20 protein-coding genes are annotated in these 19,581 nt (G+C 35.1%); 7 read left to right on the forward strand and 13 right to left on the reverse strand.

Going from position 1 to position 19,581, the window contains the following annotated elements; all coding sequences use genetic code 11:
- Window positions 1-831, forward strand: coding sequence for an aminotransferase class IV (locus tag ACODSI_RS03125; RefSeq protein ID WP_488915391.1), 831 nt, complete (start codon window positions 1-3; stop codon window positions 829-831).
- Here ACODSI_RS03125 and ACODSI_RS03130 read toward each other — a convergent pair.
- The 11 genes from ACODSI_RS03130 to recF all read right to left on the reverse strand — a co-directional run bounded on the left by ACODSI_RS03130 (window position 823) and on the right by recF (window position 11,017).
- Window positions 823-1,383, reverse strand: coding sequence for a YqgE/AlgH family protein (locus ACODSI_RS03130; RefSeq protein ID WP_488915392.1), 561 nt, complete (start codon window positions 1,381-1,383; stop codon window positions 823-825). The genes ACODSI_RS03125 and ACODSI_RS03130 overlap by 9 nt on opposite strands.
- A gap of 110 nt (window positions 1,384-1,493) precedes the next feature.
- The gene (locus tag ACODSI_RS03135) at window positions 1,494-1,766 is read right to left on the reverse strand and encodes an HU family DNA-binding protein (protein WP_422720776.1); all 273 of its coding nucleotides are present in this window, start codon (window positions 1,764-1,766) and stop codon (window positions 1,494-1,496) included.
- A 181-nt stretch (window positions 1,767-1,947) separates the two neighbouring features.
- The gene (fmt, locus tag ACODSI_RS03140) at window positions 1,948-2,895 is read right to left on the reverse strand and encodes a methionyl-tRNA formyltransferase (protein WP_488915393.1); all 948 of its coding nucleotides are present in this window, start codon (window positions 2,893-2,895) and stop codon (window positions 1,948-1,950) included.
- 39 nt (window positions 2,896-2,934) lie between these two features.
- On the reverse strand, window positions 2,935-4,830 hold the full coding sequence (locus tag ACODSI_RS03145; RefSeq protein WP_488915394.1) for a RecQ family ATP-dependent DNA helicase: 1,896 nt from the start codon (window positions 4,828-4,830) through the stop codon (window positions 2,935-2,937).
- Between the two features lie 67 nt (window positions 4,831-4,897).
- A complete protein-coding gene (locus ACODSI_RS03150) occupies window positions 4,898-5,431 on the reverse strand; it encodes an AAA family ATPase (protein ID WP_488915395.1) in 534 nt (177 codons plus the stop codon).
- A gap of 182 nt (window positions 5,432-5,613) precedes the next feature.
- The gene (locus tag ACODSI_RS03155; protein WP_488915396.1) at window positions 5,614-6,165 is read right to left on the reverse strand and encodes an RNA polymerase sigma factor; all 552 of its coding nucleotides are present in this window, start codon (window positions 6,163-6,165) and stop codon (window positions 5,614-5,616) included.
- On the reverse strand, window positions 6,156-7,262 hold the full coding sequence (locus ACODSI_RS03160) for a glycosyltransferase (RefSeq protein ID WP_488915397.1): 1,107 nt from the start codon (window positions 7,260-7,262) through the stop codon (window positions 6,156-6,158). Before ACODSI_RS03160 ends, ACODSI_RS03155 begins: the two co-directional genes overlap by 10 nt.
- 102 nt (window positions 7,263-7,364) lie before the next feature.
- Complete coding sequence (murB, locus tag ACODSI_RS03165) at window positions 7,365-8,378, reverse strand: UDP-N-acetylmuramate dehydrogenase (protein WP_488915398.1); 1,014 nt, start codon at window positions 8,376-8,378, stop codon at window positions 7,365-7,367.
- A gap of 91 nt (window positions 8,379-8,469) precedes the next feature.
- Window positions 8,470-9,144 carry a DUF2461 domain-containing protein gene (locus ACODSI_RS03170; protein WP_488915399.1) on the reverse strand — a complete coding sequence of 225 codons (675 nt, stop codon included), beginning with the start codon at window positions 9,142-9,144 and terminating at the stop codon, window positions 8,470-8,472.
- 12 nt (window positions 9,145-9,156) lie between these two features.
- Window positions 9,157-9,873, reverse strand: coding sequence for a thioredoxin domain-containing protein (locus ACODSI_RS03175; protein ID WP_488915400.1), 717 nt, complete (start codon window positions 9,871-9,873; stop codon window positions 9,157-9,159).
- A gap of 64 nt (window positions 9,874-9,937) precedes the next feature.
- Window positions 9,938-11,017, reverse strand: a complete 1,080-nt coding sequence (recF, locus tag ACODSI_RS03180; protein ID WP_488915401.1) for a DNA replication/repair protein RecF — start codon at window positions 11,015-11,017, stop codon at window positions 9,938-9,940.
- 144 nt (window positions 11,018-11,161) lie between these two features.
- On the opposite strand from recF, the gene ACODSI_RS03185 reads away from it, so the two are divergent.
- From ACODSI_RS03185 to ACODSI_RS03210, 6 genes are all read left to right on the forward strand, one after another.
- Window positions 11,162-11,956 carry a tetratricopeptide repeat protein gene (locus ACODSI_RS03185; RefSeq protein WP_488915402.1) on the forward strand — a complete coding sequence of 265 codons (795 nt, stop codon included), beginning with the start codon at window positions 11,162-11,164 and terminating at the stop codon, window positions 11,954-11,956.
- Between the two features lie 72 nt (window positions 11,957-12,028).
- Window positions 12,029-12,526 carry a 6,7-dimethyl-8-ribityllumazine synthase gene (ribH, locus tag ACODSI_RS03190; RefSeq protein WP_488915403.1) on the forward strand — a complete coding sequence of 166 codons (498 nt, stop codon included), beginning with the start codon at window positions 12,029-12,031 and terminating at the stop codon, window positions 12,524-12,526.
- Window positions 12,527-12,693: 167 nt separating this feature from the next.
- Window positions 12,694-14,547, forward strand: a complete 1,854-nt coding sequence (mutL, locus tag ACODSI_RS03195) for a DNA mismatch repair endonuclease MutL (RefSeq protein ID WP_488915404.1) — start codon at window positions 12,694-12,696, stop codon at window positions 14,545-14,547.
- Complete coding sequence (locus ACODSI_RS03200; protein WP_488915405.1) at window positions 14,544-15,365, forward strand: rhomboid family intramembrane serine protease; 822 nt, start codon at window positions 14,544-14,546, stop codon at window positions 15,363-15,365. Before mutL ends, ACODSI_RS03200 begins: the two co-directional genes overlap by 4 nt.
- Window position 15,366: 1 nt before the next feature.
- A complete protein-coding gene (locus tag ACODSI_RS03205; RefSeq protein ID WP_488915406.1) occupies window positions 15,367-16,248 on the forward strand; it encodes a rhomboid family intramembrane serine protease in 882 nt (293 codons plus the stop codon).
- Window positions 16,249-16,332: 84 nt separating this feature from the next.
- Window positions 16,333-17,379: an endonuclease/exonuclease/phosphatase family protein gene (locus ACODSI_RS03210; RefSeq protein WP_488915407.1), complete on the forward strand. Its 1,047-nt coding sequence runs from the start codon at window positions 16,333-16,335 to the stop codon at window positions 17,377-17,379.
- On the opposite strand, the gene ACODSI_RS03215 is transcribed toward ACODSI_RS03210, so the two are convergent.
- Complete coding sequence (locus tag ACODSI_RS03215; protein WP_488915408.1) at window positions 17,380-17,991, reverse strand: WbqC family protein; 612 nt, start codon at window positions 17,989-17,991, stop codon at window positions 17,380-17,382. It lies immediately after the preceding gene.
- Window positions 17,992-18,001: 10 nt separating this feature from the next.
- A complete protein-coding gene (lepB, locus tag ACODSI_RS03220; protein WP_488915409.1) occupies window positions 18,002-19,579 on the reverse strand; it encodes a signal peptidase I in 1,578 nt (525 codons plus the stop codon).
- Between the last annotated feature and the right edge of the window lie 2 nt (window positions 19,580-19,581).

Raw genomic sequence — 19,581 nt, forward strand, 5'->3', positions numbered from 1 at the left:
ATGATTAATTATAACGGAACAATACTTTCTTCAGATGCCAATTTATCTAATAGTAATCGTGCCTTTTTATATGGTGATAGTGTTTTTGAAACGCTAAAAATTGTGAACGGTAAAGTTTTATTCTTTGAAGATCATTACTTTAGGTTGATGGCGGCCATGCGAATAGTTAGAATGCAAATTCCGAATAACTTTACCTTAGAATATATTGAAGAACAAATTTTAAATACGGTTACAGCTAACAATTGCAGCAATTCGGCTAGAGTACGTTTTACTGTTTTTAGAAATGATGGAGGTTTTTATCTGCCCAATACCCGAACAGTTTCTTTTTTAATTCAGGTTTCTTCCATTGAAAATGCATCTTATGTTTTTTCAGATGCTGCTTATGAAGTTGATTTGTATAAAGATTTTTTTGTTTCCAAACAGCTACTTTCTACCATTAAAACAACCAATAAGATGCTTCATATAACAGGTAGTATTTTTGCTCAGGAGAATGAGTTGCAAAATTGCCTCTTGGTAAATAACGAAAAGAATGTTGTAGAAGCGTTGAATGGAAATATTTTTATGCTTATCGGATCTAAATTAGTAACTCCTTCCATTGACGAAGGATGTCAAAATGGAATTATGAGAAAGCAAGTACTGCGTCTCACTCAAAAAATGGAATCTCTAGAGGTTGTTGAAGCAGTAATTTCGCCATTTGATTTGCAAAAAGCAGATGAATTATTTATTACTAACATCATTGTTGGAATTCAATCGATAACAAAATATCGTAAAAAAGAATTTAAAACCGATTTGGCTAAAGAATTAATTTCGCAAATTAATACGCTAATTTAAAATTGGATTCTCAGGTGCATTAGACCAAATTAGGTATTCACCACCCAATTCAATAATTTTTTCCTTCCAAAATTGAGAAGATGATTTTCCTAAAATAGAAGATTTGTAGTTGTTCATAGCAATTATCCAAGAATTGGATTGCAATTCACTTTCTAATTGATTGGCGCTCCATCCAGTATATCCCAAGAAAAACCTGACATCTTCTTTGTTTATTTTACCTTCGTTAATAAGGCTTTTGGTCAATTCAAAGTCGCCTCCCCAAAAGATACCATTTGAAATCTCGATACTGTTTGGTATTAAATCTGGAATGGTATGAATAAAATATAGATTGTCTTGTTCAACTGGTCCTCCATTGTAGATTTTAAAAGAAGCTTCGATGTCTGGAATCAAATCGTTTATAGTGTATTCAAGTGGTTTGTTCAGAATGAATCCAACAGAACCTTCTTCGTTATGATCGGCCAACAATATAACAGATCTATTAAACGATAAGTCGCCTATTATAGAGGGTTCTGCTATTAGAAGTTGTCCTTTTTCAAGTTTTTCAGATATCATTTAGCAATCAATTTTAACTAAAAGTACAAATAAAAGTTTTAAATCCAAATTTTATAGCAAAAAAAAACCACCAGTTCAACTGATGGTTTTCTATATCAAAATAAACTAGATTAGTTTACAGAACCTTCTAATTCTGCTCCAGCTTTAAATTTTACTACATTTTTAGCAGCAATCTTGATAGTTTTTCCAGTTTGTGGATTTCTTCCGTCTCTAGCAGCTCTTTTAGAAACTGACCATGATCCGAAACCTACTAAAGAAACTCTTCCACCTTTTTTCAAAGTTGATCCTACGTTTCCTAAAAATGATTCTAAAGCTAATTTAGCAGCTGCTTTTGTAATTCCTGCGTCTGCAGCAATAGCATCGATTAATTCTGATTTGTTCATAATAATAGTTATTAATTGTTGGTTAAACATTTTTGTTAATCATAACAAATTTAGTAGAAATAACAGATTACACAAGGGATTGACGAGTTTTTTACTAATTTTGTTAATAACTCGGGTTGTTTGTTAATAAAAGCAGTGTTTTGGTGGTCTGTGTTGTCTTTTTTTCAATGATTTCAATGCCTTACAAGGCTTTTGCATTCATAGAAAATGCCATTCCGTTTAACAATTCTGAAGTTGCCATTCTTTTTTTTCCTGGGAATTGCAAACTAATCAATTCCAAGAAGCCATTGTTTACCGCAATTTTCATTTCTTTTTTTGTAGCCAACAGTGTTCCAACAGGATGAGTATGTGATTCTGAAGTTAATTTTACTTCATATATTTTTACATTCCATTCTTGATCTCCGTCTTTAATGAAACACCAAGCACTTGGGTAGGGTGATAATCCTCGTATTAAATTATAAATTTCTAATCCCGATTTTGAAAAATCGATTTTACAATTCTCTTTATTGAGTTTGTAGGCTGTTTTAATATCGTCAGAATCTTCTTGAATGGTAGTCGAGACAGTATTATTGGCAATCAAATGCAACGTTTCAACAACGGCTTCACTACCAATTAACATCAATCTGTCATGCAGCTCCCCAGCGCTTTCATTAGATGCAATGGGTGTTTCCTTACTCAAAATCATTGCGCCAGTATCAATTTTATCGTCTATGAAAAATGTAGTCACGCCTGTTTTCGTTTCACCATTAATGATAGCCCAGTTGATTGGTGCTGCGCCACGGTAATTTGGCAAGAGCGAAGCGTGCAAATTAAAAGTACCCAGTTTAGGCATTTTCCAAACTACTTCAGGTAACATTCTGAAAGCAACAACAACCTGTAAATTGGCATCTAAGCTTTGTAATTCGGCTAAAAAAGTTTCATCTTTTAAATTGGTGGGTTGCAACAAGTGTAAATTGTTTGCCAAAGCATATTCTTTTACTGCTGAATATTTTAATTTTTGTCCGCGACCGGCTGGTTTGTCTGCAGCAGTAATGACGCCTACAACTTCATAGTTATTTTTGATTATGGTATCCAAAATACCTACTGCAAATTCGGGCGTTCCCATAAATACGATTCTTAATTTTTCCATAGTCATTGCGAGGCACGAAGCAATCTAATTAATGTAATGTTAGTTTTTTAGCGAATATAAATTGTTTGGTTTTACGATTATGGTATCGTTTTCCAATAAATTTTGAAGTGCAAAGATAACATCGTCTTTTGGATATTTGGTCAACTTTTGAATATCTCTCGAGTTTAATTCCTGAATTTTCAACAAACCAATTATGGTATCGTTCAACGATGTAGTATCAATTTTTGTCCTGTTTTTGGTAATGCAGTAGGAGCAAATGCCACATTCGGTTGTTTTGGTCTCGCCAAAATACTGTAAAAGCAATTGACTCTTACATTTTGTGTCGTCTTTTATATACTGTAAAACCGATTGCAATTGTTGGGTTTTGAGTTGGTTTTGAGCTTCCAAATATTTAGCGACCCGGCTGATAGTTCTTTCATCTTCGCGAACTTCATTAAAGGTAATAGAAGCATCGTTGTTTTTTGCATGTAATTGGATAATTCCTTTTTCATGAAGTTTGTGGAGCATGGCCAACACTTGATTTTCAGTAGTATTCGATTTTTTAGCAATCAACGCACTATTGATGGTTGATTGTGTTTCATAAACTCCAGGATTGGTGCGGAGAATAGTTAGTATTACTTCTTCGTCTTGCGGATTCAAACTCATATACCGAATCACTTCTTTGGATGGAATTAAGAATTGAAGCGTAATTTTTTCGGTGAATTCTTGTGATAAACTAACAATACCTTGGTTGTCTAAAAATTGCAAAGCATTGTACACTTTTAAAACGGAAAAACCGTATTTCGTACAAAACTGATTGATGTTGAAACTAAATTTCTCGTTAATTCCTTCACCATAAGCAATTTGGAAATAATTGCACAATTTGACGAAAACTAAATTCAAAAAGACTTTATCAGGTAAAATGTTTAAAAATTGTGCTTCTACGTGAATCACATCCGACGGATTGGTGAGTAAAACAGCAAATGCTTTCGCTCCATTTCGACCGGCGCGACCGGCTTCTTGATAATAGTTTTCAAGATTGGGCGGAATGTGCAAATGAATTACTGTTTTGACATTGGCTTTGTCAATTCCCATTCCGAAGGCATTGGTGGCAACTATCGTTTGCACTTGTTCTTCCATCCACAATTTCATGTGTTTTTCTTTTTCTTTGGAAGATAAACCACCGTGATAAAATGTTGCTGAAAATCCTAAAGCTTCTATTTGTTTAACGGTTTCAGAACACGCTTTTCGGTTGGTTACATATATAATAGAAGGTTCCGGATTCTTTTTCAGAATTTGTTCTATCAAATGTAATTTATCTTCAACATTAAAAACCATGTACGCCAAATTATCTCTGGCAAACGATTTGGTAAATACCGCCGGATTTTCGAGTTGTAATTGTACGATGATATCGTCTTGCACTCGTTTTGTAGCCGAAGCGGTTAATGCCAAAAAAGCTACTTTAGGAAAGAATTCTTTGAGTTTGGATATCTTTAAATAGGAGGGTCTAAAATCGTGGCCCCATTGCGATACACAATGCGCTTCGTCGATGGCAATTAAATTGATGGGAAGATTCTTGATGCGTTCTAAAACCCAATCGTTTTGCAATCGTTCGGGCGAAAGGTATAAAAATTTGTAGTTTCCATATTGGCAGTTGTCTAGCAAGTCAATCATCTCATCGGATGAAATACCACCAGTTAGTGCAATGGCTTTGATGCCTTTGTTTTGCAAGTTTTGTACTTGGTCTTTCATTAAAGCGACAAGTGGAGATACAACCAAACAAATTCCTTCCAGCATCATGGCTGGTACTTGAAAGGTAATCGATTTTCCGCCACCAGTAGGCATCAATCCGAACGTGTCTTTTCCGGCTAAAACGGACGCAATAATTTCTTCTTGCGGTGTTCTAAACGCATCGTGGTTCCAGTATTTTTGAAGTATTTCTAGTGGCGTAGACATTAGTTAACCATTACGAATTAGGAGTTGCAAATTACCAATATTTCGTAAAAGTACTAAAAACAATAAATTATAATTGGTTTAAGATAAAAAGTATTCGTTCTTCAACGGTTCCTTTCGGGACTTCTATTAAATTATAGCCGTATTTTTGATAGGTTTCAGTAAGATGACTGTAAATAAGTTTGGCTTGTTCGTAGTTTTCGTAACGTTCGTCATCGCTCACATAAATTTCTTCCCAAGGCGGAAGAATGAAAATTTTGGTATAGATGTGGTCGCGACACGCTTGGTCGAAAAAAGCAGGGTAACTATCACCAATATAATGCATGTAAGCCAAAACATCGGGAATGCCGCGATCTAAGAAAACAACTTCGTGAGGTTCTGTCAAGGCATTGTGGAATTGTTTTTTTCTGCCTTCGAGTAGTAATTCGCTAAACAGTAATGGTTTTTCAAGGAAAAGTTGTTCGATGCCTTGTTTTTTGGCTTCCATGGTAACTTCACGTGAAATCTCGGGATAACAACAATATCCTTTAGCGGTTAATCCGTCTATGATGGTTGTTTTTCCGGTACCTGGTCCGCCGATAATGACTACAATTTCTTTTTCCAAGATTTTTGAAATAAGGCGCAAATTTATTGAATTGTTTTAGATAAACGAATGGGTTTTGGAATTTTATTTTTGTTCCAATAGTTTGCCAACTAACCCTGATGGAAGCGGCATCCCGATACTTCGGGATACAGTGGACAGCAGGAACACGGAAACCCAGAGTTCCCGAGCCATTCGTTGCTAATTTATCGTTTGGTTTGAATGATTTCTGCCAATAATTTTTTGGCGCGCAACAGCTTGATTTTAACGTTACTCAAAGGTTCTTCGAGTTGTTCGGCGATTTCTTGGTAACTCATTTCTTGAAAATAGCGCAACTGAATGACTTCTTGGTAATGCGGTTTCAATTCTTTGATGAATTGGAGTAATTGCGATAAATTTTGTTCCGTGATGAGTTCGTCTTCAGCAGACGGTGAGGTATCGGCAATATTGTAGGCTTGCTGGTCTTCTTCGTCGGTGATTTCTACAAAAAGTGTCGATTTTTTCTTTCGAAGCAAATCGATGTGCACGTTTTTGGCGATGGCAATGAGCCACGTATTGAATTGAAATTCGGGGTTGTAAGTCGCTAATTTATCGAAGGCTTTTGAGAAGGTTTCGATGGTGATGTCTTCGGCATCGGTTTCGTTTTCGGTACGTTTGAGCATAAAGCCATACACTTCGTTCCAGTAATGGTCGAGTAGGTAGGTAAACGCGATTTGGTCGCCTTTTTTAGCTTTTTCTATATGAGAATTTATTTCCAATGTACCGGTTTTGAGAATGTGTTGGTGATGAAAACATTCAACTGTGTGAAGATAAGGATTATTTCGATGAACGGAAACCAATACATCACGTCTTTTTCTTTTAATTTTCCGGCTGCAAATCCGAGTGATAACCAAGCTATTAAGTAGCGAAATCCGATTAAACTGACTACCGCAATCCATTGAAATTGAAAAGCCAACAGGATTATAGGTAAGATAAAAAATAACAATTGCGTGCCGTAGAAAAGTGCCAATTGGCTACGATCAAACGATTTGTAGTGTTTTGCCGTAGCAACGTGTCTTCTTTTTTGGGCAAACCATTCTTTGAAAGACGTTTTTGGCTTCGAATACGTAAAACTTTCTGGGCTGTAACAAATGGTGGTATTTTTCGCATTAGCCGCTTGGTTGATGAACAAATCATCGTCGCCAGAACGTATTTTCATGTGTTCGATAAAACCGTTTGTTTTGAAAAACTCTTCACGTTTGTAGGCCATATTGCGACCTACACCCATATAGGGTTTTCCTAATTTGGCCCAGGAAAAATATTGTGTTGCGGTAAGTAAGGTTTCAAAACGAATGATTTTATTGAGAAACGACCCTTTGATTCTTTCGTAAGCGCCATACCCTAAAACGATGGTTTTTTCTTTGGTGAATTGGGCACTCATTTCTTTAATCCATTCGGTTGTTTTAGGATAGCAATCGGCATCAGTAAATAACAAGTATTCGTTTCTGGCGGCTTTGATTCCTAAGGTTAGCGCAAATTTTTTGTTACCCCAAAAGGCTTCAATATTCTCTACTTTGACTAATTTAACGTTGGAGTATTGTTTTTCAAAGGCTTCAAAAACTTCCAAGGTTTCGTCGCTAGAAGCATCGTCAATTAAGACAATTTCGTAATCGGGATAATTTTGTTCGGCTAATAAGGGCACAAAGTTTTTGACGTTTTCTTCTTCGTTTTTAGCACAAACAATCACCGAAATAGGAACTCTTTTAGGTGTGGATACTTGTGGTTTTGCAAACGAGAATTTTCCAAAAAACACTATATAATAGAGGAATTGGACCACAACAACAGCAATAAACAAACAAAAAATGATTAGTAACATAATGGCTTTTGTGTCTTTTTATAAAACGAGTGCAAAAGTACGGAATTCCATTTTAAAATTTGAATTTTAAAATTTGAATTCTTACTAGAAATTTATTTGACATTAAATCACATTCACTTCTGCTTCAATCGCAATGCCGTATTTATCAAAAACCGTTTTTTGAACGTAACGTGATAACGCCAAAATCTCTTGACCCGTAGCATTACCATAATTCACTAACACTAGGGCTTGGTTTTTATGTACACCAGCATCGTCTTTGCGATAGCCTTTCAATCCGGCATGTTCGATGAGCCAACCTGCAGGAACTTTAACTTCGGTTGGCGATACTTCAAAGAATTTTACTTCTGGGAAATTTTGTTGTACTTTCTCAAATTGGGTTTTAGAAATCACTGGATTTTTAAAGAAACTTCCGCTGTTTCCGAGTTCTTTAGGATCGGGTAATTTACTTTGACGAATGGCAATCACAGCACTAGAAACGTCTTTTAAAGTTGGTATACTCACATTTTGTTTCTCCAATTCTTTAGTAATGTCGCCATACGAAGTGTTGATTTTGTGGTTGCGTTTGGTCAATTTAAAAACTACCGATGTAATGATGTATTGGTATTTGGCTTCGTGTTTAAAAACACTTTCTCGATAGCCAAAATTACACTCTTCTTTAGAAAAGGTTTTCATTTCTTGCGTTTGAATGTTCATCGCTTCGCACGAAACAAAAGTGTCTTTGATTTCAGTTCCGTAGGCACCAATATTTTGCACCGGAGTGGTGCCCACATTACCCGGAATGAGTGACATGTTTTCTAATCCGCCAAAATTTTGATCGATGGTCCACAACACGAATTCGTGCCACACTTCACCAGCCTGACTTTCAACCCAAACAAAATCTTCATCTTCTTTAAGGATGGTTTTTCCTTTCAAATCGACATGAATAACTAGTGCGTCGATGTCTTGTGTTAACAGCATATTGCTTCCGCCACCTAAGATGAATTTTGGCTCGTTTTGGTGTTGTTCTAAAACCGATTTTAATTCGGAAATTGAGTTAACAGCCACGAATTGTTTGGCTTTGGCTTCAATACCAAAGGTGTTGTATTTTTTTAGTGAAAAATTAGATTGAATTTGCATTTTTGTTTGTTTAACGGCAAAGTCGCAAAGTTATTCGCAAAGTTCGCTAGGATTTTTATTCTTAATTCGTAATTTTTAATTCGTAATTGTACTATTCTTCGGTTTCTAATGCACGACTCAAAAAGTCATTCAGTGGTTTTAAGGCAATTAATTGTTGCGCTATTTTTTTACTGAAATCTTCTTTACTAAAATCTTTTTCATCAATTTTATGAGAAGCGGTAAAGCTTTTTAATTTTAAAAATTCGATGGCAGGATGATTGGGATCAAAATCTTTAGGTGCTTTTTTCAAGACGTTTCCTTCTTCACGAGACAATTCGTGAAACTCTTTTTTGAAGTTTTTGTCGGTAACAATTGCCTCTAAATCGTCGTAGAAAAATTCAATTTCTTTTCGAATTTTTTTCAATTCAGCAGGTTCTGGACACCAAACGCCACCAGCAATGAAGCAGTTTCCTTTTTCAAAATGAATGTAATATCCTGGCGCATTTTTACGGTTTTTGTCTTGCGACATCCAAACACCCATATTGGTTTTATAGGGCGATTTGTCTTTAGAAAAACGTATATCACGATTGATTCGGAAGGTACAATTTTTAACTTCCAAAGGTTCTAACGATCGGTCTAGTGGTTTCATTTCTGCCAACAGAGAAGCAATAAAATTATGATAGTCTTTTTTGTAGTTGTCATACCTTTTTTTATTAGCATGCATCCATTCGGTAGTGTTGTTGGCAATTAAATCTTCTAAAAATTGTAACGCTTCTTTTGTAATCATTTCAAATTCGTTTTATAATTTTTTTCTTAAATCTTCTTCGGATAAAAATCCTTCGTTTTTCCACACACTTTTTTGTTTGTCATACAATAGTAGGGTAGGCAATCCGTCAATTTTTAAGGCGTCTGCAAGCGCTTCGTTTTCGTCTACATCAATCGAAATGATAGTAACTTTGTCTTTCAATTCCTCTTTCATTTTTTCGATAAAAGGAGCCATTCGTTGGCATGGGCCACACCATTTGGCATTAAAATCGACTAAAACCTTTTTGTCAGTTTGCAATAATTTTTGAAATTCTACCATTGTCATTCCGCCTTGAGCTACTTTCTTTCCGCCCAAGCCTAAGGCATTCCATTTCATCATACCGCCTTCTAAATTGTACAATTCGGTGAATCCCATTTCTTGCATTTTAGCTACAGCCGAACTGCTTCTGCCGCCACTCAAACAGTACACGAAAGTAGGTTTGTTTTTGTCTAATTTGGCAATTTCAGTGTCAAAATCCGAACCATTGTAGTCAATATTTTGTGCATTATCAAGGTGTTTCGAATTGAATTCTTCTGGTGTTCTAACATCGATTAATTGGGCTTCAGAGGTTGCCTTGAGTTTTTCTGAAAAAGCATTCGGAGCTAAACTTTCGGATGTAGATTTAGCGTTTTCAGCATTAGTTCCTGTTTTGTCTTTGCAATTCATCAATAAGAATGCAGTAAAAAGTAAAAAGACAATTTTCGATTTCATGATTTATTCGATTTTAAATTTCATCAAAAATAAAAGAGTAAATATAGTGATAGTATAACAATTGTTACAAACTAAAAATTTTATAACTCTGATGTGTCGTTTTTACAATATTTTCGGTGCGTTCTGGATGGGTGTCTGAGATGAATAATTGTCCGAATTCCTCTTGATTGACCATTTCTACTATTTTGCTCACACGACTTTCATCGAGTTTGTCAAAAATGTCATCAAAAAGGAGAATGGGCTTTTCGCCCGATTGTTTTTTTACAAATTCAAATTGGGCTAATTTCAAGGCGATTAAAAATGATTTTTGTTGCCCTTGCGAACCAAACTTCTTAATAGGATAATGGTCAATTTGGAATGATAAATCGTCTTTGTGAATTCCGACCGAAGTGTATTGTAAAGCGCGATCTTTCGCTAAATTTTGTTCCAATAAAGTGATGGTGTCGTTTTCGAACAAATGACTTTCGTATACCAATTGTACTGCTTCAGCCGAGCCTGTAATGGCTTGATGGTGTTTGTTGAAAATTGGGAGAAAGGCATCGATAAATTGCTTTCTTTTTTCAAAAATACGTTGTCCTAAACTGTTCAATTGTTCGTTGTAAATGGCTAAGGTATCGGTTTCAAAAACATGATTTAAGGCAAAATATTTTAGTAGCGCATTGCGTTGGCTGATGATTTTTTGATACTGAATTAATTCTTGTAAATAGGCCGAATCCAATTGTGAAATTACACTATCGATGAATTTTCTTCGCGTTTCACTGCCTTCAATAATCAAGTCGTTGTCTGCCGGAGAAATAATGACTAAAGGGATAAATCCGATGTGGTCTGAAAATTTTTCATACGGTTTGCCATTGCGTTTCAAGATTTTCTTTTGGCCTTTTTTGAAACTGCTTACAATTTGTTCGTTTCTGTTGGCTTTTTCAAATTCACCATCAATTACAAAAAACTCTTCACCGTGTTTAATATTTTGAACGGCAAGCGGATTGAAATAACTTTTTCCGTAGGCTAAATGATAGATAGCATCAAGCACATTGGTTTTTCCAATCCCGTTTTTTCCAACAAAACAATTGATTTTGGCATCAAAATCGTAATTGGCTTCCGAAATATTTTTATAATTGAATAAAGAAATTTTTTTTAAAAACATTTGTAATGGCTTGCTGATAGTACAAAAAGAGCGAATTTCAATCGGCTTTTTTTAAGAGGGTGCAAATTATTGAAAAATATCGATAAAAATCGCTTTTAAATATGAATAAAAATTTTATTTTTGCGCACACTAAATTAAATTTAAATGGCAACTTATAATAAAAGAGGTTACAAAGCTCCAAAAGAAAAAGAAGAAAAAGTAGATACTAATTTCATCGAAGATACTCCAGATGTTGATGCAAAAGATAGCGCAACAGCAAAAGCATTTGATGCTTTAGACGAAACGGCTTCTAAAACGGAAGAATGGGTAGCTAGAAATCAAAAATATATTTTAGGTGTTATTGCTGCTGCTGCTTTAGTGACTATCGGATATTTGGCGTACCAAAAATTTATCGTTGAACCTAAAGAAGAAGATGCTACAACGGATTTGTTTGTAACTCAAAATAACTTTCAGTTAGCAACTGATGCCACCGATGCTAAAAAACAAGATTCTTTGTATACTTTAGTATTGAAAGGTGCTGAAGGAAAACAAGGTGCTCCAGAAATTGCGAGCCAATATTCAGGAACAGATTCTGGAAATATTGCTAATTACTATGCAGGAATTGCTTCTTTGAATTTGAAAAAATACGATGATGCTATTAAATATTTAGAGCAATTTTCTTCTAAAGATGCCTTCTTAGGTGCGATTGCTACAGGTGCCATTGGAGATGCTTATTCACAAAAGAATGATGCTAAAAAAGCATTAGAAATGTATGAAAAAGCAGCGCATCAATCTACTAATGAGTTTACGTCGCCAAGATACTTATTCAAAGCAGGTCAAACGGCTTTAGCTTTAGGTAACAAAGCAGATGCTTTAAAATATTTTACGGAGATTAAAGATAAATACGATGCCACTCCAGAAGCTCAAAATATTGATGCTTTGATTGGATTAGCACAATAAATCAATTACGAATTTCAAATTATGAATTACGACTGAGTATCATAATTCGTAATTCACGATTCTTAATTAATTATGGCTACAGCTAATAAAAATTTATCCAATTACGATAAAAACACAATCCCTAACGCGAAGAACTTTCGGTTTGGGATTGTTGTTTCAGAATGGAACGATCACATCACAGAGGGTTTATACAAAGGTACTCTTGAGGCACTTTTAGATTGTGGTGCCGTTCAAGAAAATATTATTCGCTGGAATGTTCCCGGCAGTTTCGAATTGGTTTATGGCGCACAACGCATGATTGTTACCCAGCAAGTGGATGTGGTGATCACCATTGGTTGTGTCATTAAAGGAGAAACCATGCACTTCGAATTTGTTTGCGAAGGCGTAACACAAGGAATAAAAGACTTGAACGTACAAACCGATGTTCCTGTAATTTTTTGTTTGTTAACGGATAATAACGAACAACAGTCGATTGACAGAAGTGGTGGCGTTCACGGAAATAAAGGAACTGAAGCGGCTATTGCAGCTATTAAAATGGCTGAATTAAGAAGACTATCTGAAAGTAAATAATAGTTTAAAACTTCAAAATACAGAGCCTATTCGTCATCGAATAGGTTTTCTTTTTTTAGTATCTTGTTAACTATAATAAGCCGTAGTTTTTCCTTAATTTTGCTAACTTTGGTTTTTATGCGAAGGCGTGAAAGACTATAGATAGAACATCGAACACAAAAACAATAATGTCAAGTATAATTCAATTACTTCCCGATCACGTAGCCAATCAAATAGCCGCTGGAGAAGTCGTGCAACGACCAGCTTCGGTGGTGAAAGAACTTCTAGAAAATGCCGTTGATGCGAAAGCAACCGATATCAAATTAATTGTTAAAGATGCCGGAAAAGCGTTGGTTCAAGTAATTGATAATGGCGTTGGGATGAGTGTGACCGATGCGCGTTTGTGTTTTGAACGACATGCGACTTCCAAAATTCGTCAGGCTGAAGATTTATTTTCATTGCATACCAAAGGGTTTCGTGGTGAAGCCTTAGCTTCAATTGCTGCTATTGCGCATGTAGAAATGAAAACCAAGCAAGATCAAGACGAATTAGGAAATCATATTGTTATTGAAGGTAGTAAGTTTGTTACTCAAGAGCCAGCGGTGTTGCCCAAAGGAACTTCCTTTGCGGTGAAAAACTTGTTTTATAACATTCCAGCACGTCGTAATTTCTTGAAATCGGAAACGGTAGAATTGCGTCATGTAATTGATGAATTTCAACGTGTGGCTTTGGCGCATCCTAATATTTATTTTACGATGTACCACAACGGAAGCGAAATGTTTAATTTGCCGAATTCCAATTTCAGACAACGTATCGTCAATGTTTTTTCGGGAAAAACCAATGAAAAGTTAGTTCCCGTTCAAGAAGAAACCGATATTTTGAGTATTCAAGGATTTGTAGGGAAACCAGAGTTTGCCAAGAAAAATCGTGGTGAGCAGTTTTTCTTTGTGAACGATCGATATATTAAAAGTGGCTATTTGCATCATGCCGTAATGAACGCTTATGATGGCTTGTTGCCCAATGGTGCCCAACCGAGTTATTTCATCTATCTACAAGTACCACCGAATACCATAGATATCAATATTCATCCTACGAAAACCGAAATTAAATTTGACGATGAGCATGCCTTATATGCTATTTTACGTTCGGCTATCAAGCACAGTTTAGGGCAGTTTAATGTGGCTCCAGCTTTAGATTTTGATAGAGATCCTAATTTGGATACGCCCTATGAATATCAAAATAAATCGGCAGAATATCCCACCGTTCAAGTTGATAGAACCTACAACCCATTTGCGGAAGAAAAACCGGTAAAATCTTATTCAGGCGGAACTTCGTCGCACAGAAAAACCGAAACGGCTCAGAGTTGGGAAAGTTTGTATGTTGGATTGAAGCAAGATACGGTTGAAGTGGAGGCATTTGCTTTTGAAAATGAAGAAGTAACGGCTTCGTTATTTGATGAAAAGGAGGAAGAGCAAACTATTAATCGCACCTATCAGATTCATAAAAAATACATAGTAAGTCCGATAAAATCGGGTATGGTCATTATTGATCAGAGTAGAGCGCACCAACGTGTTTTATACGAACAATTTTTAACCAATATGACGGTGCATCAGGCGTCGAGTCAGCAATTACTTTTTCCGTTGCAATTGCATTTTTCGAACAATGAAATGAAATTGATTGCCGAATTGCAACCTTCGTTAGAAAATACCGGTTTTATTTTTGAGGCTTTTGAATCGGATGCGGTGCATATTTCTGGAATCCCTGTCAATACCTCAGAAAGTGAAGTTTCTATTGTTTTGGAGCAATTGATAAGTGATTTAGAAGACGGAATTCCCGACAGCAGTTTCAGTCAGAATGACACCATTGCCAAGTCGATGGCTAAAAGTTTGGCTGTAAAAACCGGAATGTATTTAACCGAAAAAGAACAAGAAAACTTGGTGAACAACTTGTTTGCTTGCAAAGAGCCTACAGTCTCACCTTTCCAAAAACCAACGTTTATCACCATGCGCGTGGATGATATAGATAAAAAATTTGCCCTATGATGCGAATCACACCAGTTGTTAAGCAACTTATAATAATTAATGCTATCTTTTTTATTGGATCGCAGATACTACATAATGGTTTGGCCTACGAATTATTTTCACTTCATTATCCAGAATCAGATAAATTTAAATTTTGGCAACCCATTACGCATATGTTCATGCATGCTCCATTGCCAAATTTCACACATATTTTATTTAATATGTATGGTTTGTATGTTTTTGGAAGCCCATTAGAACATTTTTGGGGACCAAAACGGTTTTTGTTGTTTTATTTTTTATCAGGTATTGGAGCTGCTGCTTTACAGATAGCAATTAATTATTATCAAATACATGAGGCTTTGAATTTAGTGTCTAATATGAATTTATCATCTACAGATTTACATCAGATTTTAAATATTGAAATGATACATGATAATTATTTTAGCCCTGAGTTATTCGAAAACGGTATACGACCTATTTTGCAAAAATCAAATAAGGAAGTTTTATTAAATAAAGAAAGCTTTAATACTTTATTTCAAACAGCCATTCAGGTTAATTCAACAATGGTTGGAGCCTCTGGCGCTATTTATGGATTGTTGACAGCTTTTGCATTCATGTTGCCAAATGCAGAATTGATGCTGTTTCTTATTCCATTTCCAATTAAAGCTAAATATTTTGTTCCTGCTTTAGTAGCTATGGATTTTTTCTCTGGTGTTACTGGTTTTTCCATATTTGGAGGTGGAGTTGCTCATTTTGCTCATGTTGGAGGTGCTTTGACAGGATTTGTTTTAATGATTATTTGGCGAAATAGAAAATTTAAACACAACCGTTGGAATTAAAATGACCGTATTTGAAGATTTAAAATTACAGTATAAAATAGGAGGAATAGCTATCCGTCTTATCTTTTGGAATTTACTTTTGTTCGTAGTTCCAGAAGTGGTTTTTGCATTTTTAAAGCTATTTTCTGTTCAAATTGATTATTTGGATTATGTTGGCTTATCTTCTAATGGGGTGGATTTGTTTTGGAAACCTTGGTCGGTAATAACCTATGCTTTTTTTCACAGCGGAATCATTCATGTGGTTATGAATATGTTGATGTTGTATTGTGTAGGTAGGCTGTTTACTACCTTTTTTACACAAAAGCAGTTGCTGGGTTCTTATATTTTAGGAGGAATTTTTTCGGGTGTCGTGTATCTTGTTGGGTATACTTTTTTACCGTCTTTAGTTGACGTCAATGCTAATTTGGTAGGTGCTTCAGGTGCTATAATGACCATCTTGATAGCTACAGTTACCTATCAGCCTTTTATGGAGGTGCGCCTTTTTGGGGTTTGGAAATTGCCCCTATGGCAAGTTGCATTTTTCTTGTTGTTTGTTGATTTGATTCAGTTGCCAATGAACAATACAGGTGGTCACATTGCGCATTTAGCAGGCGCTTTATTCGGATTTATTTACATTAAATTGTTAGTCAATGGAACCGATTTAAGTAATGCAATAACCACAATATTGGATTTTTTTGTTAATTTGTTTCAACCTAAAAAAGCAACACCTTTTAAAAAAGTGCATGTTAATCCAAAGAAACCAGTGGTTAAAAGTCAGAGTAAAATTGTTGTAAAAGATAAATTGCAACAACAAATCGATGAAATTTTAGATAAAATCAGTCAGTCAGGTTATGATAGTTTGACTGCTGAAGAAAAAGAGTTTCTGTTTAAAGCAGGAAAATAGTCAGTAAAGAAGAGAAAAGATAATAGAGAAAAGAATAAAGAAAAATACCTTAATGATTTGGTGTGTCTTAGTGGCAAAAAGAAAATGAAAAAACTATCATGGTTCAATAAAGTAATGTTTTTTTTCAATATAGTACTTACTGTATTGACTTTTCTTGCGTATGTTTTACCATTTCTTGCCCCGAATTTCTTTCCTTTTTTATCGGTGTTGACATTAATATTACCTTTATTTTTAATTTTAAACGGATTGTTTTTTCTGTATTGGATGTTCCAATTGAAACGTCAAATGATATTGTCGGGTATAGTTTTGATTTTAGGGATTACCTTCATCAATAAATTTTACAAATTTTCATCCAACGAACAACCTCTAGAAGAAAAAGATTTTATTGTAATGAGTTACAACGTTCGTTTGTTTAATCTATTCCAATGGATTCCACGTGAAAATGTTGGAGACGACATCAAAGAGTTCATAAACGAGCAAAATCCAGATATTTTGTGTATTCAAGAATATTCGGAAACAGCCAAAGTAGATTTGCGTGTTTACAAACACAAATTTATCTTTATGCAAGGGAAAAATATTAAAACGGGTCAAGCCATTTTTTCTAAATATCCCATTGTTGATCAAGGAAATATCGAGTTTCCAGAATCAGATAATTTGATTGTCTATGCCGATATTCGTAAGGGAAAAGATACCATTCGAGTATATAATATGCACTTACAGTCGATTAAAATTTCACCTGATGTCAATGAAATGCAAGACAATGTTGACTCAATTAGCAAGCAAAAATCGCAATTGGTGGTCAAACGCATTAGTACGGCTTTTAAACAACAACAAAAGCAAGCTGAAATATTGATGAAACACAAAAAAGAGTGTCGTTATCCGATGATTATTTGTGGCGACATGAATAACAGTGCCTTTTCATACGTATACCGAAGTATTAAAGGAAACTTGAACGATTGTTTTGAAGAAGCTGGAAAAGGCTTTGGACAAACTTACAACTTTAAGTATTATCCTGCTCGCATTGACTATATTTTTGCCGATAAAAAGATGAAAGTTAAAAGTTTTCAGAACTTCCCACAATTTAAAAATTCCGATCATTATCCCATCTTAACTCGATTGATGATTGAATAGTTATAACGATTGTTTTTTCAAGTAATCTAAGGCGTATCGGCCTTCATTAAAAAGTAAATCGAGCGTACTTAGGTTGTTTAAAAACCCATGTTTTTCTTCAAAAACTTGTGTGTAAGGGGCAATGATTGTAGAATCTTTTTTTCCATTGGCCAAATTTCTGAAATCATTAAAATCGGCTACAACATGAAAGTATTCGGTTGTTTCTTTAAATTCTAAAGGCATTCTCAAACACTTGCTTACTAGATTCATAGTATCCAAATTCAAATCCATTAAGAATTCATATTTCTTTTCGAAGATGGGCATGATGTCGTCTTCAAAATATTCGAAGAAAGGTGAACTTCTATAGGCTGCATCCAATGATTTGAAGTGTTGTTTTTGCCACCCAAAATCATTTTCAATTTTAACATCTTTCGTCTTTTGGTGAATTTTATTGCTGTGCTTTACTGGTACATTGAGCAATTGAATCCCATTCGGACTGTAGATGTACATTCGGTTGCGATTGGTTTGTTTTTGGAAATTATCTTCTACTTCCAAGGTAATTGTTTCCGCCTGAGCCATAGCAATATAATGGCTTATCGAAGGAAAATAAGTAGGGTATAAAAGTAAATTCATTTAAGATAAGCTATTCTTTAGTCGTTTTGCGTTTTTTCCATAAGTAATCCCCAACAAAATAAATTGCTAATAAAAACAAGAAGTATTTAAAGTACGATTGTGGTTGCCCTTCACCACTAACGGTTGTAAACAAACGTTCCCAACGAATTTTATTCATAATGCCTTTACCGTTTGAGTCCCAACTCATCCATATGAAAATAGGTTTACCAACAATATGGTCTTCTGGAGTGTATCCAAAGTAACGTGCATCTAATGAGTTGTGACGGTTGTCTCCCATCATCCAATAGTAGTTTTGTTTGAAGGTATAAGAAGTCGCTTTTTTATTATTAATAAAGATGTCATCTCCAACTACTTTAAGATCATTGCCTTCATATTCGTTGATGATTGATTTGTATAAAGGAAGCGTTTTTTTATCTATAGCAACCGTTTTTCCAGCTTGCGGAATGTAAATTGGGCCAAAGTTATCACAGCTCCAATTGTTCGTAGTTGATGGTTTTCCGTCTTGAAAATCTGGAAAAACACCGTCTTCAGGGCCCTTTCTAATTACTCTTTCAATACTTTTAATTCCAGATATAGTTTTTAATCGTGCAACATTTTCACTGGTTAATGATTGAACGAAAAGAGTATCGCGATTTTCAGTTTTAAACCCAGCTCCATCTGTTACATGCATATCTTGAAACAGAGAGGCAAAATCAATGTCGGCTTTAGCATCAACGGCTATGTTATAAGAATACTGAGGTTTCGCTCTTTCAGGCAAGATTAATTCTTTTCCGTTTATAAAAACAATACCGTTTTTAATTTGCAAGCTATCACCAGGAATACCTACACAACGTTTTACATAGTTGGTTTTTTTGTCGATAGGCTTGTCGTAGCGTTTATCGGCAGGTTTGTACATATTGTACAACGTGTCTTTAGGCCAATTGAATACTACAATGTCATTGTTTTTTATTTTTTCAAATCCAGGAAATCTAAAGTAAGGTAATTGTGGCCATGGTAAATACGATTTGGTTTTTATAATTGGTAAGGTATCGTGAACCATTGGTGCTGCTACGGTTGTCATCGGAACTCGTGCACCATAATTGTATTTGCTCACAAATAAGAAATCACCAATTAACAACGATTTTTCTAACGACGACGTCGGAATCGTAAAAGGCTGAATAAAGTATGTATGCACAAATGTGGCTACAATTATGGCAAACAATAGCGAACTTACGGTATCGCCAGTTTTGGTAGCTGCAGTCGTGCTTCTATCAGTAATATAAGTAACGCTTTGTGTGTAATTGATGTAATAAATATACAATCCACAAGTTACTATGCCCAGAAAAGTATCTAAACTTGAATTTTTGCCAAAACTACGCAACGTTTCTACCCAAATTACTGGAAACATAATTAGGTTGATGATGGGAATGAACAACAAAATCGTCCACCAAGTTGGTCGGTTGATGATTTTCATCAAAACAATAGCATTGTAGATTGGGATTCCAGCTTCCCAAGATTTTCTACCTGCTTTTTCGTATAGTTTCCACGTTCCTAAAAAATGAATAATTTGAACTCCGAGAAAAAAGATAAACCATTGATATAGTGTCATAA

This window comes from Flavobacterium sp. FG139 (assembly GCF_057809695.1).